Below are 19,498 nucleotides of genomic sequence, written 5' to 3'. Positions count from 1 at the left end.
CATGGCTTATAGCGAAAAAGTAATCGATCACTACGAAAATCCACGTAACGTTGGCTCATTTGAAAAAGATGATCCATCAGTAGGTAGCGGCATGGTTGGCGCACCAGCATGTGGTGACGTAATGAAACTGCAAATCAAAGTATCTCCAGAAGGTATTATTGAAGACGCAAAATTTAAAACATACGGTTGCGGTTCTGCAATCGCATCAAGCTCACTAGTTACTGAGTGGGTTAAAGGTAAAACACTAGACGAAGCAGCAGCGCTTAAAAATGCTGAAATCGCCGAAGAGCTAGAATTACCACCAGTGAAAGTTCACTGTTCAATCTTGGCGGAAGATGCGATTAAAGCAGCGGTATCTGATTACCGTAATAAACACTAAGATTAAGTAACGTTATAAAGCGTCTTGTTATAGGCGCTTTATTGTCTAATATAGGTCGTTATTGACTAACGACGCCCATGACCACAAACAAATATAGTAAAGGTTGTAGTATGGCCATTTCAGTAACTGAAGCAGCAGCAAGCCGTGTTCAAACATTTCTTGAAAACCGAGGAAAAGGCATTGGTCTACGTTTAGGCGTAAGAACCTCTGGTTGCTCTGGTATGGCGTATATTCTTGAATTTGTTGATGAACTAAACGAAGAAGACCAAGTGTTTGAAGAGTTTGGGGTTAAGATTATCATCGATCCAAAAAGCTTAGCTTACATGGATGGAACTGAGTTAGATTTTGCCAAAGAAGGTCTAAATGAAGGTTTCCAATTCAACAATCCAAACGTAAAAAGTGAATGTGGGTGTGGTGAAAGCTTCAACGTATAGAGCATAACGTTAACTATGAATCATTTTGAATTATTTGGGCTACCAAACCAGTTTGACCTGGATGGTGGCCTTCTTTCTGCTCAATTCCGTGAATTGCAGAAACGATTCCATCCCGATAACTTCGCGACTTCGTCAGAGCGTGACCGCTTACTTTCCGTTCAAAAAGCGGCACAAATTAACGACGCTTATCAAACGCTTAAAAATCCACTCTCCCGTGCAGAATACCTACTTTCAGAACAAGGTCATGACATTCGTGGTGAACAAACGACGATGCAAGATCCAATGTTTTTAATGCAACAAATGGAACTGCGAGAAGATCTAGAGGATATCTCATCAAGTTCTGATCCTGAAAGTGCATTATTTGATTTTTCTGAAAATGTTTCTGCAATGCGTAAATCACAATTGTCTGAATTAAAACAACAATTAGACGCGGATGCATGGCAAGAAGCGGCACAAAGCGTACGTAAACTAAAGTTTATTGATAAGCGTTAATCAAGAAGTCGAAAAGTTAGAAGATAAATTATTAAATTAATCTTTGTTAGATTAATTAAGTGAAGGATATTACCCATGGCATTTCTACAAATTTCTGAGCCTGGACAAAGTGCTGCACCACATCAGCATAAGCTGGCTGTCGGCATCGATCTAGGCACAACTAACTCACTGGTTGCTTCGGTTCGAAGTGGTGAAGCAAATACTTTACCTGATGCGAAAGGTAACGTAATTCTTCCGTCAGTGGTGCAATATCAAAACGATAAAATTTGTGTGGGTGCCAACGCTTACCAATCAGCCGCTTCTGATCCTCAAAATACAATAATTTCTGTAAAACGCTTAATGGGACGCTCATTAAAAGACATTCAAGCACGCTACCCAGAGTTACCTTACCAGTTTAAAGAGAGTGATAACGGGTTACCTGTTATTAGCACTCCTCAAGGTGATGTGAATCCAGTTCAAGTATCAGCTGAGATCCTTAAATCATTATCTAATCGTGCTCAAGCAACGTTAGGTGGTGATCTTGAAGGCGTTGTAATTACAGTACCTGCTTATTTTGATGATGCTCAACGAGCAGGGACAAAAGATGCAGCGACACTTGCTGGCTTAAATGTTTTACGTTTGTTGAATGAACCAACAGCAGCAGCGATTGCTTATGGCTTAGATTCAGGTCAGGAAGGCGTTATTGCAGTTTATGATCTTGGTGGTGGTACGTTTGATATTTCAATTTTACGTTTATCAAAAGGCGTATTTGAAGTATTAGCAACGGGTGGAGATTCTGCACTTGGTGGCGATGATTTTGACCATGTAATTACCACTTGGATTAAAGAACAAGCAGGTATTATTGCGGAGTTATCTAAACAAGATCAGCGTGAATTATTAACATTAGCAACAGAAACTAAAGTTGCTTTATCAGATAGCGACTCTGTTGATATCACGTTCAAAGCGTGGTCTGGTGTGTTGACGGTTGAAGTATTTAATCAACTTATTCAACCATTAGTGAAAAAGACATTAATGGCATGTCGTCGAGCACTAAAAGACGCAAACATTATTTCAGAAGAGATAATAGAAGTAGTGATGGTTGGTGGTTCGACAAGAACACCTATCGTGCGCAGCTCTGTTGGTGACTATTTTGGTAAAACACCATTAACCAGTATCGATCCCGATCAAGTGGTTGCTATTGGTGCTGCAATTCAAGCGGATATTTTAGTCGGTAATAAACCAGATGCTGAAATGTTATTACTTGATGTTATTCCATTGTCTTTAGGTATTGAAACTATGGGTGGCTTGGTTGAAAAAATCATTCCACGTAATACCACGATCCCTGTAGCGAAAGCGCAAGAATTTACCACATTTAAAGATGGCCAAACAGGCATGATGGTTCATGTCGTTCAAGGTGAACGTGAAATGGTGGAAGATGGTCGTTCTCTGGCTCGCTTTTCACTGAAAGGCATTCCACCAATGACAGCGGGTGCTGCGCATATCCGAGTGACTTACCAAGTGGATGCGGATGGTCTTTTATCTGTAACGGCAATGGAAAAAAGTACCGGTGTTCAGTCTCATATTCAAGTTAAGCCTTCTTACGGTTTAAGTGATTATGAAGTCGCGAATATGCTAAAAGATTCAATGACGTTTGCAAAAGAAGACATGCAAGCGCGCGCATTAGCAGAACAACAAGTTGAAGCCGATCGAGTTATTGAAGGTCTTGTTGTTGCATTAAATAATGATGGCGATACCTTGCTATCAAAAGAAGAACAAGCAGAAATTTTACAAGCAGTTGAAGCGTTGATCACAGTACGTCAAGGTACAGATACGCAAGCAATTGAAGATGGAATTAAACACGCTGATGAAGCAAGCCAAGAGTTTGCTGCGCGTCGAATGGATGCCTCTATTCGTGCCGCATTAGCCGGTCAATCTATTGATGAGGTATAGAAATGCCAAAGATTATTGTTCTACCACACGATGAGTTATGCCCAGAAGGTGCAGTGCTTGAAGCAAATGAAGGTGATACAGTTTTAGACGTTGCTTTAAAAAACGGTATTGCGATTGAACATGCTTGTGAAAAATCATGTGCGTGTACAACGTGTCATATTGTTATTCGTGAAGGGTTTGATTCACTAGAAGAGAGCGATGAGCTTGAAGATGACATGCTAGATAAGGCGTGGGGTCTAGAGCCTGAGTCTCGTTTAGGTTGTCAAGCAAGAATGGCAAAACAAGATTTAGTGGTAGAAATTCCAAAATATACACTAAACTTAGCATCAGAAGATCATTAATCTTACCTGATTAATTGAACTACTGTTGATAAAGGTAAGAGATGAAAAGTAAGTGATAAACTTACATTTCAGAGCTTACCTTTTTTTATATCTATAATAATTAAGGATGAAATTATGAGCATTAAATGGATAGATTCACGTGACATTGCAATTGAGCTTTCAGAGCAATACCCAGAGATTGATCCTCAAACTGTTCGTTTTACTGATTTAAGAGAATGGGTTATGGCTTTAAAAGAATTTGATGATGATCCAAATCATTCTGGTGAGAAAATATTAGAAGCGATAGTTCTTTGCTGGATGGATGAGCGAGATTAATTTAATCGTATTAATGAATCGACTTAGTAAAGTATAAAATCCCATCAACTGATTGGATCCACCTCTTACATTTTGTGTAAATGCCTTGTATCGCCAAGGTAAAGTAGGCAAATTATATTAAAAGAACATTCTGTTCGCTTATTACCTGTTTGTATTAGCGCAATATAAATAATTGGCAGAGCTAATCTGTATGATTGTATGGAGTTATTGCGTGCTTAAAGGAGATTCACCATGTCACAAAAGTTGACTGTACAGCTTTCATCAATTGCTGCACCCACTCATTGGGGTGTTAATGCGCCACTTTCATTTACGACTGAAGGTGCCGTTATTCACTGTATTGACAGCGACGTTTATAGTGCAATTCAGCGTGCAGCTCGAAAGTTAACTGGTCAAGGTCTTGTTGCTGTTGAACTAGAAGGTTCAGAGTGGGACTTAGAGTCTATTTGGTCTTTTGTTCAAGGTTTCCGTGATTCAAAAAGCAATAATGACGTGGCTTGGACTGCACTTGAAGCGGCAGATGAAAAAGAGTTGAATGATCGTATTCTAACGACTAACTGGACTCGTGAAATCATCAATAAAACTGCAGAAGAGGTTGCTCCTCGTCAGTTAACAACAATGGCTGCTGAGTTTATTAAATCGGTAGCTCCTGCTGGTACAGTGACAGCTAAGATTGTTAAAGATAAAGATTTATTAACTGAAGGTTGGACTGGTATTTATGCGGTAGGCCGTGGCTCTGAGCGTACATCTGCGATGCTGCAATTAGATTACAATCCAACAGGTGATGCTGACGCACCAGTTTTCGCTTGTTTGGTTGGTAAAGGCATTACGTTTGATTCTGGTGGTTACAGCATTAAACCATCTGGCGGCATGGCATCAATGAAAGCGGACATGGGCGGCTCTGCATTAGCAACAGCTGGTCTTGCAATGTCAATTCTTCGTGGCTTAGACAAACGTGTTAAATTGATTTTATGTTGTGCTGAAAACATGATCTCAGGTCGAGCATTAAAGTTAGGCGATATTATTACCTATAAAAATGGTAAAACAGTAGAAATCTTAAATACTGACGCAGAAGGCCGCTTAGTTCTTGCTGATGGACTTCAGTTTGCATCAGAGCAGAACCCAGAGCTTATTATTGACTGCGCAACGCTAACAGGTGCAGCCAAAATGGCGGTAGGCAACGATTTCCATTCACTGTTAAGTTTTGATGATGAACTAAGCCAAAAAGCATTAAATTCAGCTCAAGAAGAAAACGAAGGCCTATGGCGTTTACCATTAATGGAATTCCACCGAACTATGTTGCCATCAAGCTTTGCTGATTTAGCAAACATTGGTTCAGGTCCATATTCACCAGGTGCAAGTACGGCTGCAGGCTTTCTTTCTTATTTTGTTGATGATTATAAGAAAGGTTGGTTACATATGGATTGTTCAGCAACTTACCGTACTGCTCCATCAGATAAATGGTCTGCAGGAGCAACTGGTGTTGGTGTAAGAACATTAGCGAACCTTTTAACGAAATAAATAGAATGAAGATCGAGTTACACTCGGTCTTCTTTTTTATTACTAGATAATTCCCATCAGTATTTTATTGTCGTTTTAAGAGAATAAAGAGTACTGTTCGGAATTAATATAAGATCTAAAAAGACACTTTAAAGGAAAGTAAAATGACAATAGAACGTACTTTTTCAATTGTAAAACCAGATGCTGTTAAGCGTAATCTAATTGGCGCTATTTACCGTCGTATTGAAAAAACAGGTATGCAAGTTGTAGCCGCGAAAATGCTTCTTTTAACAAAAGAGCAAGCGGAAGGTTTTTATGCTGAACATGAAGGTAAAGAGTTTTTTGCTGCATTGGTAGAATACATGACATCTGGACCAGTAATGGTTCAAGTACTTGAAGGTGAAGACGTAATTGTTCGTTACCGTGAATTAATGGGTAAAACAAATCCAGAACAAGCGGCATGTGGAACTATTCGTTCTGACTATGCAATAAGCATGCGCTACAACTCAGTTCATGGTTCAGATAGCCCAGAATCAGCGGCTCGTGAAATTGCTTATTTCTTTGCTGAAGATGAAATTTGTCCTCGTCCTGCAGAATAAAGCATTAAGGATTCAGATCGGTCGCAAGCTCCCTTGAAGATTTCAGAGGAGCTTGCTGTTAGTCTGGTATTAAAAATAATATAGTCAATACGGTAACTTTTCTTTTCTATACAGATTAATCATACACCCGCTTCAAACATCTACCCTCTAGTAATATCCTCTCAAAACTTGTACAATTCTGCGCCCGATATTCGCGGTGATGTTATTTATCAGAGAGGCAACATGACTACAGCTAAAATCAATCTACTGGACTTTGATCGTAAAGGACTTCGAACATTTTTTTCTGAGGAATTAGGAGAAAAAGCATTCAGAGCCGATCAAATTATGAAGTGGATGTATCACTTTGGTTGTGATGACTTCGATCAAATGAATAACATCAACAAAAAGCTTCGTGAAAAACTAAAACACAAGTGTGAAATCCGTGCACCTTACGTATCTGAAGCTCAACATTCAGTTGATGGTACGATTAAGTGGGCAATGAAAGTTGGCGATCAAGATGTTGAAACGGTATATATCCCAGACGGAGATCGTGCAACGTTATGTGTCTCTTCTCAAGTTGGTTGTGCTTTAGCGTGTACATTCTGTTCAACTGCTCAACAGGGTTTCAACCGTAATTTAAAAGTATCTGAAATTGTAGGCCAAATTTGGCGTGCAGCTCGTGAAATTGGTTTAGAGAAAGAAACAGGCCGCCGCCCAATTACAAATGTTGTAATGATGGGAATGGGTGAGCCATTACTTAACATGAAAAATCTAATTCCATCATTAGATATTATGTTAGATGATTTAGGTTTTGGTTTATCTAAGCGTCGCGTTACTGTCTCTACTTCTGGTGTTGTATCTGGCCTAGAGCAAATGATTGGTAAAGTGGATGTAGCACTTGCTATCTCTCTTCATGCTCCAACCGATGAGCTACGTAGTGAAATCATGCCAATCAATGATCGTTGGAACATTGAAGCATTCTTAGCGTGTGTTCGTGAGTATATCGAATCATCAAATGCCAACCGTGGTCGTGTGACGGTAGAGTACGTACTTCTTGATCATATTAATGACGATATGAATCATGCAAGACAACTCGCAGAATTGCTAAAAGATACCCCTGCAAAGATTAATTTGATTCCATTTAACCCATATCCTGGGTCACCATACAAGAAACCAAGTAATTCACGAATTGATCGATTCATGAAAACACTCATGGAATATGATTTTACGGTAACGGTTCGTAAAACTCGTGGTGACGATATTGATGCTGCTTGTGGTCAATTAGTGGGTGATGTAATCGATAGAACTAAACGTACTCAAACTAAACAGCAAGGTGAAGAAATTCCTGTAAAAACTGTTTAGCCTAGGTGCATCACAGCAAGGGAAGGCAGAATGCAGAAATGGAAAGCAACACTATTAACGTTTGGTCTGTTAATGGGCAGTGGTTGTGTGATGGTTCCAGAGACTAATGAAATGAGTAAAGAAGAGGTAATTCGAGCTGCTGAAGCTCGAATTACTCTCGGACTAAGTTACTTAAATGCGGGAGATATGATAAAAGCCCGTGAAAACTTAGAATTGGCTGTACGACACGCCCCTGATTATTATCGCTCCCAAACTTCCCTTGCCTATTATTACCAACAAGTTGATGAAGATATTTTAGCTGAAAAGGCTTACAAACGAGCATTACGTTCTTCGTCAAAAAATGGTAATGTATTAAATAACTACGGCGTTTTTCTTTGTAAAGGTGGCCGGTATGAGGAAGCTCAACGTAAGTTTTCTCAAGCAATAGAACAACCTTACTACTATCTTGTTTCGGCAAGCTATGAAAATGCAGCAATGTGTGCATTAAGTAGTGGGGATACAGTGACAGCAAAAACGTATTTTGAGCGCTCATTAGCTCATGATCCGAATCGAGTTCGCTCCACCCTTCAATTGGCTAAATTAAATATTGATGAAGGTAACTATTCAGAACCGAGAATTGCGCTGTTTAAATTTACTAAGAAGTACGGATATAAACCTGTCAGCCTAAGCTTACTCATAGAATTAGAAAAAAAAGCCGGCAATGCGCATTTAGTTAAGAAATACGCAGATTTACTCGAGGCGAAATATCCAGACTCCAGAGAATATCAGAATTATTTAAATTATGACTCATGAACATATTGAAGAAAAAGTAGAAGAATTAACAGCTCCTGGCCTATTATTACAAGTCGCTCGTAAAGAACAGCAGCTTAGTCTTGAAGATATTTCATCTCGTTTACGATTACGTGTTGAAGTCTTAGAGCAAATCGAAGCTGACCAATTTGATATGGGTAAATTAGCCACCTTTACGCGTGGTTATTATCGATCTTACGCTAAATTAGTTAATGTCCCAGAAGCAGATGTATTATCTGCATTGGATCAATTAGGTAAGGCTAAAATTGAAGAGCATGATATGCAAAGTTTTTCTCGTAAGACAAAAAGAGAAAAACATGACAATCGTATTATGAAACTAACATGGGTTATTTTTGCTCTGATCTTAAGCATGTCTGTTTTGTGGTGGTGGCAAGAACAGCAACAGTTAGAAACGGTAGAAGTTGCTAGTGTTGGGGTTGTTCCTACAGAAGAAATTGAGATTGAAGAAAATGCTTTAATTGATACAAATGTGCTACCTGTAGTTGAAGAGATTACATCACAAGAACCAGCGCAGGAGCCTAAATTAGAAATACTTAAACCAGAACAACAAGAAAAAAATTCTGAATCAGTAACTGCTCAGGTGGTTAAAGTAGCAGAGGCGGTAGAGGTTCCAAAAGAAGAACCGAAAAGTACAACACTAACAGAAGTAATAGCAATTGAAGATGTAGCAATGACTTTTAGTAATGATTGTTGGTTACAAATTAAAGATGCTTCGAATGAGCGTTTATATTCTGGTGTTAAAAAAGCCAACCAAACATTGAAACTGACAGGTAAAGCTCCTTATAAATTAATTATTGGTGCACCAAGTGCCGTTACACTAACTTATAAAGGTAAACCTGTTGATTTATCTGCTTATCCAGCAGGTAAAGTTGCACGATTAACCTTACCTCAATAATGAGTTGATTCCATGCATATAGAGTCCCCAATTAAACGTCGCCAATCTACCCGCATCTATGTGGGTAATGTTCCTATTGGTGATGGTGCACCTATCGCTGTTCAGTCAATGACAAATACATTAACGACTGATGTTGCGGCGACGGTAGCCCAAATTAAAGCCCTTGAAAAAGTGGGCGCAGATATTGTCCGAGTTTCAGTGCCAACAATGGATGCAGCTGAAGCATTTAAAGCGATTAAGCAACAAGTCTCAGTTCCTTTAGTTGCTGATATTCATTTTGATTATCGAATTGCATTACAAGTTGCTGAATACGGTGTTGATTGTTTGCGAATTAATCCGGGAAATATTGGTAACGAGCAGCGTATTCGTTCTGTTGTTGATTGTGCAAAAGATAAAAATATCCCTATTCGAATTGGTGTGAATGGCGGTTCATTAGAAAAAGACATTCAAGTTAAATACAAAGAACCAACGGCCCAAGCGCTACTTGAGTCGGCAATGCGCCATGTAGATATCTTGGATCGAATGAACTTTGATCAATTTAAAGTTAGCGTAAAAGCATCAGATGTCTTTTTAGCGGTAGACTCTTATCGACTATTGGCTAAGCAAATTGCTCAGCCATTGCATTTAGGCATTACTGAAGCGGGCGGTGCTCGTGCTGGCTCTGTTAAATCAGCGGTTGGCCTAGGCATGCTATTGTCTGAAGGTATTGGCGATACATTACGTATTTCTTTGGCAGCAGATCCAATCGAAGAAATTAAAGTAGGCTTTGATATTTTAAAATCATTGCGTATTCGTTCTCGTGGAATTAACTTTATTGCGTGTCCTACCTGTTCTCGTCAAGAGTTTGATGTTATTGCAACAGTAAATGAACTAGAGCAACGTTTAGAAGATTTAATCACGCCAATGGATGTTTCTCTTATTGGCTGTGTGGTTAATGGTCCAGGTGAGGCTGAAGTCTCTCATATGGGCATTGCCGGAAGTAATCGTAAAAGTGCCTTCTATGAAGATGGCATTCGCCAAAAGGAACGTTTTGATAACGACAATATTGTTGATAAGTTAGAAGCGAAGATCCGCGCAAAAGCAGCAATGTTATCAAAAGAAAACCAAATTGATATTAATCAGGTAGACTGATTAATTGTAGATATAAATAAATCCATTGGGAAGTGAACGTGGCTAAAGCAATCCAAGCAATTCGAGGCATGAATGACTGCCTTCCAACACAATCGCCATTATGGCACAAAGTTGAAGATAGCGTAAAACGCGTTATCAGTGCATACGGTTATAACGAAGTTCGTATGCCTATTGTTGAGCAAACAAACTTATTTAAACGTGCTATCGGTGAAGTAACCGACGTAGTAGAAAAAGAGATGTACACGTTTGAAGACCGTAATGGTGATAGCTTAACACTTCGTCCAGAAGGTACAGCAGGTTGTGTGCGTGCTGGGATTGAAAATGGTCTACTGTACAACCAAGAACAACGTTTATGGTACATGGGTCCAATGTTCCGTCATGAGCGTCCTCAAAAAGGCCGTTACCGTCAATTCCACCAAGTGGGTGTTGAAGTATTTGGTCTGAATGGTCCTGATGTTGACGCTGAATTGATTATGATGACAGCACGTTTATGGCGTGAATTAGGTATTGATAAGCATGTACGCCTAGAGTTGAACTCAATTGGTTCTCTAGAAGCTCGTGCTAACTACCGTATAGCATTAGTTGCTTTCTTAGAGCAGCATTTGGATGTATTAGATGACGATTGTAAACGTCGTATGCATACTAATCCAATGCGTGTTCTTGATACTAAAAATCCTGATGTACAAGCTATTTTAGGTGACGCACCTAAACTATCTGAATATTTAGATGAAGATTCAAAAGCACATTTTTCTGGATTATGTGAACTACTTGACGCTGCTGGCATCCAATATCAAGTTAATCAACGTTTAGTGCGTGGATTAGATTATTATAACCGTACTGTTTTTGAGTGGATTACAGAAAGCTTAGGTGCTCAAGGTACAGTGTGTGGTGGTGGTCGTTACGATGGTCTTGTTGAACAACTAGGTGGTAAAGCAACGCCAGCTGTTGGTTTTGCAATGGGCCTAGAGCGTTTAGTGCTGTTAATGGAAACATTAGAATTAACCAATGTACGTCGTTCAGTAGATGTATACATGGTGACATCTGGTGAAGGTACCTTGATGTCAGGCATGAAACTGGCAGAATCACTGCGTGAGCAAGTACCAGGTTTACGTGTAATGTGTCACTTCGGTGGTGGTAATTTCAAAAAGCAATTTAAACGTGCAGATAATGCTGGTGCAGCCGTTGCTCTTATTTTAGGTGAGAGTGAAGTTGCAGAGCAAACTGTTAACGTAAAAGACTTACGAACTGGTGAACAAGAAACACTAGCTCAAACAGATGTATTCGCAAAATTAGCTGAATTGATTTAAGAGGATAGGACGTGGAAGCCTACGAAACTGAAGAACAACAAGTTGAAGCCATTAAAAGCTGGTGGAAAGAAAACGGTAAAGCAGTCGTTATTGGTGGTGTTGTTGGTATTGGTGCAATTTTAGGTTGGAAATATTACCAAGCTGCACAACTTGAAGCAAAAGAAGTTGCTTCAATTTCTTATGAGCAAACACTAACAGCATTACAAGTATCTGGAGCAGAGGCTGCGGATTCTGCTCAAGCTTTTATTACGGCTAATGCCAAAAGCGAATATGCAGCACTTGCAGCACTTCAACTAGCCAAAGTGCAAGTTGAAGCTGCTCAACTTAATGCCGCATTAGAGCAATTAACTTGGGTTGCAAGTAACAGTAAGGATGAATCTTTAATTGCTACTGCTCAAGTTCGAATTGCACGTATTCAAGCAGAACAAGATAAATTCGATGACGCTTTAGCGACATTAGCAGGTGTTAAACCAGTAAGTTGGTCAGCACGTGTTGCAGAACTAAAAGGTGATATTGCACTTCGTCAAGGTGATTTAGCAACAGCTCGCACAGCGTATACAGAAGCATTGCAAGCTGGAACCAATCAAGCGGTTCAAATGAAACTGGATGATTTAGCAGAATAAGGACAACTGAATGCGTAAGGTGTTAAAGAAAGCGGCATTATGTACCTTTGGTTTCTCCATGCTGTTTGGCTGTGCGAGCGAAGAAGATACAATCGTAATGGCACCGGTTCCTGTGGTTCAAAATCAGTTTGAGCCAACAACGGAATGGACAAGTTCAATTGGTGATGGTGTTGGACACTATTTTTCACGTCTAACACCTGTATATGCTTATCAAAAAGTTTATGTTGCAAGCAGAGATGGTCTTGTTAAATCGTTGGATCCTGAAAATGGTAAAACTGTTTGGGAAAAAGATTTAGAACAAGACGGAACTGCTCGATTGTCAGGTGGTTTAACACTGACTTATGGTAAAGTCTTCATCGGTTCAGAAAATGGTGAAGTGATCACCCTTGATGCTGAAACGGGTGATGAACTTTGGCGTAAGAAAGTCGATGGTGAAGTACTAGCAAAACCATTAGCAGATGAAGGTTATGTAATTGTTCATACTAGCCGTGGTGCATTGATTGCTTTTGATGCTGAAACGGGTGATGAAAAATGGCAGATCAACAGTGAAGTGCCTAACTTAACACTTCGTGGTGATAGTGCTCCTGTTAGTATTTCTGGTGGCGTATTTTGGGGTATGTCTAATGGTCGTTTAGCCGCTGCATTGATGTCTAAAGGTCAATTGCTATGGCAGCAGCCAGTAGGAACGCCAAAAGGTGCAACAGAAATTGATCGTTTAGTTGATGTTGATGCTTCTCCGCTTATTTTAGGTGGGCGTTTATATACCATTGGCTATAACGGGCAGTTGATCGCACTTGATCTTCGTTCTGGCCAACCTGTATGGAAGCGTAATTACTCATCAGCGACAGATATGTCATCAGATGGTAAGCGCCTTTTCTTAGTAACAGAGAAAGATCATGTTGTAGCAGTTGATGCTCGAAGTGGTACTGAGCTTTGGAGCAATGAAGAGCTTGAATATCGTCAGCTGACATCACCAATGATCATTGATAATAATATTGTTTTAGCTGACAGTGAAGGTTATCTACACTGGTTAGACAGAGATACAGGGCTATTTGTTTCTCAACAAGAAATAGATAGTGATGGTATCGCAGTATCACCAATTATTGTTGAAGATGGCTTTTTAATTGTAACTCGCGAAGGCGATATCAAAAAAATGCGAATTAAATAGGTTTTATTTGCTATAATTGTGAATTGGCTCCAAGTCCTTTTGACTTTGGGGCCTTTTATTGTTTTTAGATAGTGAAAGATAATCCAATTTGGTGATGGTTTTTATCCGTTCATATTAAAAAACTATCATCAAATTGGTATTAGCTCGCGCTATGCCTATGATTAAATTAAGAGGTATATATGATTCCTGTTGTTGCTCTGGTAGGGCGTCCAAATGTTGGTAAATCGACGCTGTTTAACCGTGTTACGCGTACAAGGGATGCATTAGTTGCTGACTTTCCAGGCTTAACTCGTGACCGTAAATACGGCCGTGCTAAGTTAGAAGAGCTTGAATTCATTTTGATCGATACCGGCGGTATTGATGGAACTGAAGAAGGTGTAGAAACTAAAATGGCAGAACAGTCATTAGCTGCGATTGAAGAAGCTGATGTTGTGTTATTTATGGTTGATGGCCGTGCTGGTTTAACATCATCTGATGAAGCGATTGCAAAACACTTACGTTCACGTGAAAAACCAACGTTCTTAGTAGTAAATAAGATCGATGGTATTGATGCTGATGCAGCAAGTGCTGAGTTCTGGCAATTGGGTATGAATAAAGTTTACCAAATCGCCGCTTCACATGGCCGTGGTGTAACTTCTCTACTTGAGTTAGCTCTTGCTCCTTTCATGGAAGAGTTAATTGAAGAGTCTTTGAAAGATGAAAATGGTGAGATCATGGATCTTACTGAATTTGAAGATTTCGAAGAAGAAGAAAAAGATCGTACAGAAGAAGATGCAGAAAAAGATTTCTCACGTCTTCAAGACCAACCAATCAAACTTGCTATTATCGGTCGTCCTAACGTAGGTAAATCAACGCTAATTAACCGTATTTTAGGTGAAGATCGTGTGGTTGTTTATGATATGCCTGGTACAACTCGTGACTCTATTTATATTCCAATGGAACGTGAAGGCCAAGAATACGTATTGATTGATACTGCAGGTGTTCGTCGCCGTGGTCGCATCAATGAAACGGTTGAGAAATTCTCTGTAATCAAAACATTGGAAAGCGGTTGAAGATGCTAACGTAGTATTGCTTGTTATCGATGCTCGTGAAAACATCTCAGATCAAGATCTAAGCTTACTAGGCTTTGCATTGAACGCTGGTCGTTCATTAGTGATTGCTGTGAATAAGTGGGATGGTCTTGATAATGAAGTTAAAGAGAAAGTGAAATCTGAGCTAGACCGTCGTCTAGGCTTTGTTGATTTTGCTCGTCTTCACTTCATCTCAGCTTTACATGGTACAGGTGTTGGTCACTTATATGAATCAGTACAAGAAGCGTATGTTTCTGCAACTAAGCGTGTAGGTACATCTGTTCTTACTCGTATCATGAAGATGGCTCAAGATGATCACCAACCACCAATGGTTCGTGGCCGTCGTGTGAAACTGAAATATGCACACGCAGGTGGTTATAACCCACCACTTATCGTTATTCACGGTAACCAAGTAAAAGAATTACCTTCTTCTTACAAACGTTTCTTAATGAACTACTTCCGTAAATCATTAGAAATCATGGGTACACCTATTCGCATTCAATTCCAGAATAGTGAAAACCCATTTGAAGATCGCGGTGGTAAGTTGACTCTATCTCAAGAACGTCAACGTAAGCGTCTTGTCGGTGCAGTGAAAAACCGCAATAAAAAGTAATTTGTAGTTACTTTATTCATACATTATTAAATAATAAAACGCCCATATTAGTTGGGCGTTTTTTTTAGGTAAAAATCATGACTCAGTTATCAGCAACAGAGATTCTTTTTTGTCATAACACATGGCAGCACACGTCAGTTATTCAATTAGTCAAAGAAACAGACCAAGGTAAGTGGTTTGTGACCAAAGAAACGCCTTTTCATCCAGTCAGTCATATTTGGCCAGATCATCCAGAAGATAAAGGGACAGTACAAATAGGCAGCAATGATTACCCAATTCTTGCTTGTCAGACGGGGGCGATTGAATTGGCAACAGGTGAGCTATATATCGACAAAGATATTCCAATTAAACGTGGTGAATCGGGATGGGTATTTGTTATTTCACATTTAATTTCAAAAGATGCCAATTTATCAGTAGAAAACACTGCAAATTTACAGGTTGATAAAACGTACCAAGATGCGCTAAGTCGTGGGCATAGTGCAGGGCACATTGCTTATTTAGCATTAAATAAAATCCTTCATGCTAATTATTGGCGCAAAGATGCAGATCGAAAAGATGAGCTCGGTCATTACAACTTTAATAGTTATGCCCAAGAAACCAGTTTTGTGACAGAAGATCATTGCGAGGATGTGTATCGACTAGGTAAAACATTACGTAAGCGCGGACTAAATAGTGCAGATATGATTACCGATCTTGATGTGATTGCAGAGCAAGTTAATAAGCAAATAATTGAGTGGTTAGCCTTAGAAAATGAAGTAATTATTGAATGTGAAGGGAAAGCGTTAACAGATTCACGTTACTGGATAGCAGATTTTGGTATAGATGGAGTAGCAAAACTACCTTGTGGTGGTACTCATGTCTCTTCATTTATTGAGTATCAAGAGATCAATGTTCAATTAAAGATGCAAAGTGAGCAAGAGCTACTAATGCTGACTCGATCTAAACAGCGAATATAAAATTGAAATTACATAACATGTAGATCTTATGCTGTATTTAAGGTAAATCGAGTGTTTTTGACTTAAATGGGAAGTAAAACCTTTATTGATACTCTGTTTTATCTGATTTTCATGACATTAATTGAAGTTTTATATCGTTTAAAATCGAAATGCAGGATATGTAACTAATGCTTTCGGGGTGTGGTTGTATAAATGTTCTTAAAGGGCATGATCGCTGATCAGATCCCTATAAGGGCAAAGATCCGCACTATTTATTGCCCACAGCTAACAGGATCAATTTAAGAAGGAGTACTAAAAATGCAAGTAAACGAATGCCCAAAGTGTCAGTCTGAATTACGTTGGAGTAAAGCTGGATATCATTGTGATTTTTGTCAGGTTGAATTTAAAAAATTGGCTTATTGTCCAGATTGCAGTAAGGAGATGGAAAAGCTTAATGCATGTGGTGCACCAAGCTATTTTTGCCATGATTGTAATGAATTGAAATCAAAATCGCGTGCTAAAATTGAGTTTATTGAAAGTTAAGCCGGTTTATTTTTAAACAGGCTTAATTTCTGTGTTCGCGATGATTATTAAATTGGTTACTATAATTATTCAGGAACAACAGTAGATGTGATTTCACCATCAACAAAACGAGTAGTAATGTTTTCGCCAATATTAACTTGTTTTGTTGAGGTAATAACCGTCCCTTTTTTATTACGAGTAATGGAGTAGCCACGTTGTAATGTCGCTAATGGGCTGACGGTATCTAGCTTTTCAGCGGCCAATGCTAATTGATGACGTTGCATGAGCAGGTTTCTATCCATTGAATCTAATAAGCGACGCTTTAACTCTTCAACACGTAACTTATCTTGAGATACTTTTTTTGCAGGAGATAGATTGCTTAAACGTAAAGTTAGGTTTTCAACCTTATGTTGATGGCGCTGTAGACGTTGCTGCATATATGACATTAAACGTTGATTTAAGTCATCTAGCTTTTGGCTTTGATTGTTTAATTGCATCTGTGGATGCTGCTTTTCAAGACGATGTTGAAGTGTTGATAATTGGCGTTGTTGCCCTGCTAAATAGCGATCTATTGCACTATTTAAACGACGTTTCTGATGCGTTACGATCTGCAGTTGAGAAGATAAATCTCGGCTCACTAATTCGGCGGCAGCAGAAGGCGTTGGCGCTCTTACATCAGCTACAAAATCGGCAATAGTAATATCGATCTCATGACCAACTGCACTGACGATAGGGATCTTACTTGCTGCAATGGTTCGTGCTACGATCTCTTCATTAAAACACCATAGATCTTCAAGAGAGCCACCACCTCGGCCCACGATCAATATATCACATTCATTACGACTATTGGCGCGTCCAATCGCTTGAGCAATTTGAATTGCAGCACTTGAACCTTGAACCATTGTTGGATAAATCACCACTGGTAAATTAGGATCGCGTCGTTTTAACACATTCAAAATATCAAATAGTGCAGCACCTGTTTGAGAGGTAATAATTCCGATCCGTTTTGGTTGCTCGGGTAATGCTTTTTTTGTTGTTTGAGCAAATAAGCCCTCAGCAGCTAGTGACATTTTTAATTGGTCAAACTCTTGTTGAAGCCTACCATCACCTTCGGGTTGCATACTTTCAATAATTAATTGATAGTCACCACGAGGTTCATAGAGAGAAAGGCGAGCTTTAACAAGGACTTGCTTACCATTTTGTGGTTTAAAGGTTACACGGCGGTTATTGCCTTTAAACATGGCACATTTGACTTGAGCTTGGCTGTCTTTAAGAGTGAGATACCAATGGCCTGAGACAGGTACAGTTAGGTTTGATATTTCGCCAATAAGCCAAACAATGCCCATCTCATTTTCTAATAATAAGCGGACTTCAGAGTTAAGACTAGAGACTGTAAAGATGCGGGGATTAGAATCGAGAGACATCAAAATGCCTTAGACATGAATATAGGAATTAGCGGCAATATAATACATATCAAGGGGGTAAATGCAAATTAAAAATAAATAAATGTGTAGCCAAGCGATTGCGCTGTGCGTATAATCCGTCTGCAATATCAAATCCAAAACACTTTGTTATGCGAAACGATAAAGTGGGATTTATTCCTTTAAACACTTATGTTGTGAGATATTGCAAATGCTACGAATCGCAAAAGAAGCTTTAACCTTCGATGACGTTTTACTCGTCCCAGCACACTCCACAGTTCTTCCTAACACCGCTGATCTTCGCACTCAGTTAACGAAGACTATCTCTCTAAATATCCCTATGATTTCAGCATCAATGGATACCGTGACAGAAGCGCGCCTTGCTATTGCATTAGCGCAAGAGGGTGGCATCGGTTTTATCCACAAGAACATGTCTATTGAACAGCAAGCTGAACAAGTTCGCTTAGTAAAAATCTTTGAGGCAGGCGTTGTCTCTGCTCCAGTAACCGTTCGTCCTGACGCAACTATCCAAGATGTGAAAGATCTGACTGAAAAACATGGTTTTGCTGGCTTCCCTGTAGTAACAGAAACTAACGAACTTGTTGGTATCATTACTGGCCGTGATGTTCGATTTGTAACAGACCTGTCTAAGAAAGTTGATGTTGTAATGACACCAAAAGCACGCCTAGCTTCTGTTAAAGAAGGTGCAACTCGTGAAGAAGTTCAAGAGAAAATGCATGAAGCGCGTGTTGAGAAAGTATTGGTAGTGAATGATGAATTCCAACTAACCGGTATGATCACGGCAAAAGATTTCCATAAAGCAGAACGCAAACCAAATGCATGTAAAGACGAACGTGGTCGTCTACGTGTCGGTGCCGCTGTTGGTGCAGGTGCTGGTAACGAAGAGCGTGTTGCTGCTCTTGTTGAAGCAGGTGTTGATGTTTTACTTATCGATTCATCTCACGGTCATTCAGAAGGCGTTTTACAACGTATTCGTGAAACTCGTGCCTCATTCCCTGAGCTACAAATTATTGGTGGTAACGTTGCTACTGGTGCAGGTGCTAAAGCATTGATCGATGCTGGTGTAAGTGCAGTTAAAGTAGGTATCGGCCCAGGTTCAATCTGTACTACTCGTATCGTTACGGGTGTAGGTGTTCCTCAAATTACCGCTATTTCAGACGCAGCAGAAGTTGCAACGGCTCATGGTATTCCTGTTATCGCTGATGGCGGTATCCGTTATTCTGGCGATATCTGTAAAGCAATTGCTGCTGGCGCATCATGTGTGATGGTTGGTTCAATGTTTGCGGGTACAGAAGAAGCACCGGGTGAAGTTATCCTTTATCAAGGTCGTTCATACAAATCTTACCGTGGTATGGGCTCTCTTGGCGCTATGTCTCAAGGCTCTTCAGACCGTTACTTCCAATCTGATAACGCAGCGGACAAGCTTGTCCCTGAAGGTATCGAAGGTCGTATCGCTTATAAAGGCCGTCTAAAAGAAATCGTTCACCAACAAATGGGTGGTTTACGTTCAAGCATGGGCCTAACAGGTTCAGCAACGATTGAAGACATGCGTACTAAAGCTGAATTTGTTCGTATCTCAGGTGCGGGCATGAAAGAATCACACGTACATGATGTTCAGATCACGAAAGAAGCGCCTAATTATCGTTTGGGTTAAA

At 39.7% G+C, this 19,498-nt stretch carries 18 protein-coding genes and 2 pseudogenes; 19 read left to right on the top strand and 1 reads right to left on the bottom strand.

Annotated elements, in window-relative coordinates; all coding sequences use genetic code 11:
- Window position 1: 1 nt before the first annotated feature.
- The 18 genes and pseudogenes from iscU to ACU5DF_RS15440 all read left to right on the top strand — a co-directional run bounded on the left by iscU (window position 2) and on the right by ACU5DF_RS15440 (window position 16,422).
- Entirely contained in the window at window positions 2–379 is a 378-nt protein-coding gene (iscU, locus tag ACU5DF_RS15525; RefSeq protein ID WP_045101377.1) for a Fe-S cluster assembly scaffold IscU, read from the top strand.
- A gap of 110 nt (window positions 380–489) precedes the next feature.
- Window positions 490–813, top strand: a complete 324-nt coding sequence (gene iscA, locus ACU5DF_RS15520) for an iron-sulfur cluster assembly protein IscA (RefSeq protein WP_045101378.1) — start codon at window positions 490–492, stop codon at window positions 811–813.
- A 15-nt stretch (window positions 814–828) separates the two neighbouring features.
- Window positions 829–1,345: pseudogene (gene hscB, locus ACU5DF_RS15515) on the top strand (co-chaperone HscB).
- Between the two features lie 35 nt (window positions 1,346–1,380).
- Window positions 1,381–3,234, top strand: coding sequence for a Fe-S protein assembly chaperone HscA (hscA, locus tag ACU5DF_RS15510; RefSeq protein ID WP_446713486.1), 1,854 nt, complete (start codon window positions 1,381–1,383; stop codon window positions 3,232–3,234).
- Window positions 3,235–3,236: 2 nt separating this feature from the next.
- Window positions 3,237–3,575 (top strand): ISC system 2Fe-2S type ferredoxin, encoded by a 339-nt coding sequence (gene fdx, locus ACU5DF_RS15505; protein ID WP_045101381.1) that lies wholly within the window; start codon window positions 3,237–3,239, stop codon window positions 3,573–3,575.
- A 114-nt stretch (window positions 3,576–3,689) separates the two neighbouring features.
- Window positions 3,690–3,890, top strand: a complete 201-nt coding sequence (iscX, locus tag ACU5DF_RS15500) for a Fe-S cluster assembly protein IscX (protein WP_045101382.1) — start codon at window positions 3,690–3,692, stop codon at window positions 3,888–3,890.
- A gap of 231 nt (window positions 3,891–4,121) precedes the next feature.
- Window positions 4,122–5,408 carry an aminopeptidase PepB gene (gene pepB / locus ACU5DF_RS15495; RefSeq protein ID WP_446713485.1) on the top strand — a complete coding sequence of 429 codons (1,287 nt, stop codon included), beginning with the start codon at window positions 4,122–4,124 and terminating at the stop codon, window positions 5,406–5,408.
- A gap of 143 nt (window positions 5,409–5,551) precedes the next feature.
- Window positions 5,552–5,986 carry a nucleoside-diphosphate kinase gene (ndk, locus tag ACU5DF_RS15490; RefSeq protein WP_446713484.1) on the top strand — a complete coding sequence of 145 codons (435 nt, stop codon included), beginning with the start codon at window positions 5,552–5,554 and terminating at the stop codon, window positions 5,984–5,986.
- 222 nt (window positions 5,987–6,208) lie between these two features.
- Window positions 6,209–7,327, top strand: coding sequence for a dual-specificity RNA methyltransferase RlmN (gene rlmN, locus ACU5DF_RS15485; RefSeq protein ID WP_446713483.1), 1,119 nt, complete (start codon window positions 6,209–6,211; stop codon window positions 7,325–7,327).
- A gap of 30 nt (window positions 7,328–7,357) precedes the next feature.
- Window positions 7,358–8,119: a type IV pilus biogenesis/stability protein PilW gene (gene pilW / locus ACU5DF_RS15480; protein ID WP_045101386.1), complete on the top strand. Its 762-nt coding sequence runs from the start codon at window positions 7,358–7,360 to the stop codon at window positions 8,117–8,119.
- Window positions 8,109–9,032, top strand: coding sequence for a cytoskeleton protein RodZ (gene rodZ, locus ACU5DF_RS15475; RefSeq protein WP_446713482.1), 924 nt, complete (start codon window positions 8,109–8,111; stop codon window positions 9,030–9,032). The genes pilW and rodZ overlap by 11 nt, the downstream gene beginning before the upstream one ends.
- A gap of 12 nt (window positions 9,033–9,044) precedes the next feature.
- A complete protein-coding gene (gene ispG, locus ACU5DF_RS15470) occupies window positions 9,045–10,163 on the top strand; it encodes a flavodoxin-dependent (E)-4-hydroxy-3-methylbut-2-enyl-diphosphate synthase (RefSeq protein ID WP_045101388.1) in 1,119 nt (372 codons plus the stop codon).
- Window positions 10,164–10,201: 38 nt separating this feature from the next.
- Window positions 10,202–11,470, top strand: a complete 1,269-nt coding sequence (gene hisS / locus ACU5DF_RS15465; protein ID WP_045101389.1) for a histidine--tRNA ligase — start codon at window positions 10,202–10,204, stop codon at window positions 11,468–11,470.
- Between the two features lie 11 nt (window positions 11,471–11,481).
- Window positions 11,482–12,093 (top strand): YfgM family protein, encoded by a 612-nt coding sequence (locus tag ACU5DF_RS15460; protein WP_045101390.1) that lies wholly within the window; start codon window positions 11,482–11,484, stop codon window positions 12,091–12,093.
- 10 nt (window positions 12,094–12,103) lie between these two features.
- Window positions 12,104–13,261, top strand: a complete 1,158-nt coding sequence (gene bamB / locus ACU5DF_RS15455; protein WP_446713481.1) for an outer membrane protein assembly factor BamB — start codon at window positions 12,104–12,106, stop codon at window positions 13,259–13,261.
- A gap of 179 nt (window positions 13,262–13,440) precedes the next feature.
- Window positions 13,441–14,944, top strand: a pseudogene (gene der / locus ACU5DF_RS15450) (ribosome biogenesis GTPase Der).
- 77 nt (window positions 14,945–15,021) lie between these two features.
- Window positions 15,022–15,900: an alanyl-tRNA editing protein gene (locus ACU5DF_RS15445; RefSeq protein ID WP_446713480.1), complete on the top strand. Its 879-nt coding sequence runs from the start codon at window positions 15,022–15,024 to the stop codon at window positions 15,898–15,900.
- Between the two features lie 297 nt (window positions 15,901–16,197).
- Complete coding sequence (locus ACU5DF_RS15440) at window positions 16,198–16,422, top strand: zinc ribbon domain-containing protein (protein ID WP_045101394.1); 225 nt, start codon at window positions 16,198–16,200, stop codon at window positions 16,420–16,422.
- Between the two features lie 65 nt (window positions 16,423–16,487).
- Here ACU5DF_RS15440 and xseA read toward each other — a convergent pair whose 3' ends face one another.
- Entirely contained in the window at window positions 16,488–17,825 is a 1,338-nt protein-coding gene (xseA, locus tag ACU5DF_RS15435; RefSeq protein ID WP_446713479.1) for an exodeoxyribonuclease VII large subunit, read from the bottom strand.
- A 208-nt stretch (window positions 17,826–18,033) separates the two neighbouring features.
- On the opposite strand from xseA, the gene guaB reads away from it, so the two are divergent.
- Window positions 18,034–19,497, top strand: coding sequence for an IMP dehydrogenase (gene guaB, locus ACU5DF_RS15430; RefSeq protein WP_446713478.1), 1,464 nt, complete (start codon window positions 18,034–18,036; stop codon window positions 19,495–19,497).
- Window position 19,498 lies beyond the last annotated feature (1 nt).

This window comes from Aliivibrio wodanis (assembly GCF_052920805.1).
This window is presented reverse-complemented; position numbering and strand designations above follow the sequence as displayed.